The sequence below is a fragment of the Xanthovirga aplysinae genome (assembly GCF_009711365.1).
GTDB classification, from domain to species: domain Bacteria; phylum Bacteroidota; class Bacteroidia; order Cytophagales; family Cyclobacteriaceae; genus Xanthovirga; species Xanthovirga aplysinae.
In genome coordinates this window covers 1-225 of the sequence record NZ_SMMB01000028.1, presented here as the reverse complement: position 1 = coordinate 225, position 225 = coordinate 1, and the positions used below count along the sequence as shown (strand labels likewise).

The 225-nt window shown below is 39.1% G+C and carries 1 protein-coding gene; it reads left to right on the top strand.

The window, feature by feature from the left end; translation table 11 throughout:
• The coding region (locus tag E1171_RS22920) for a hypothetical protein (RefSeq protein WP_187696064.1) at positions 1-225 on the top strand (225 nt) is incomplete at both ends.

The window sequence follows — 225 nt, the reverse complement described above, 5'->3', positions numbered from 1 at the left end:
ATTCACACTTTCATATCTTTCATGGGTTGTCCAATGACTTGATATTCTCCCAAGGGGGAGATAATGGTTTAGAGGGACAATTACTGAAATTGAACAACGTAGGCGATTTATCTATTAAGAGAAACCTTGCTGTCTCCGGGTCAGGAGAGTTTGGGAGTAATGTTAAGGTAGCCTCCAATATATGGTTCAATAATGATGGGGAGAGAAACTTTGTTATCCATCAAA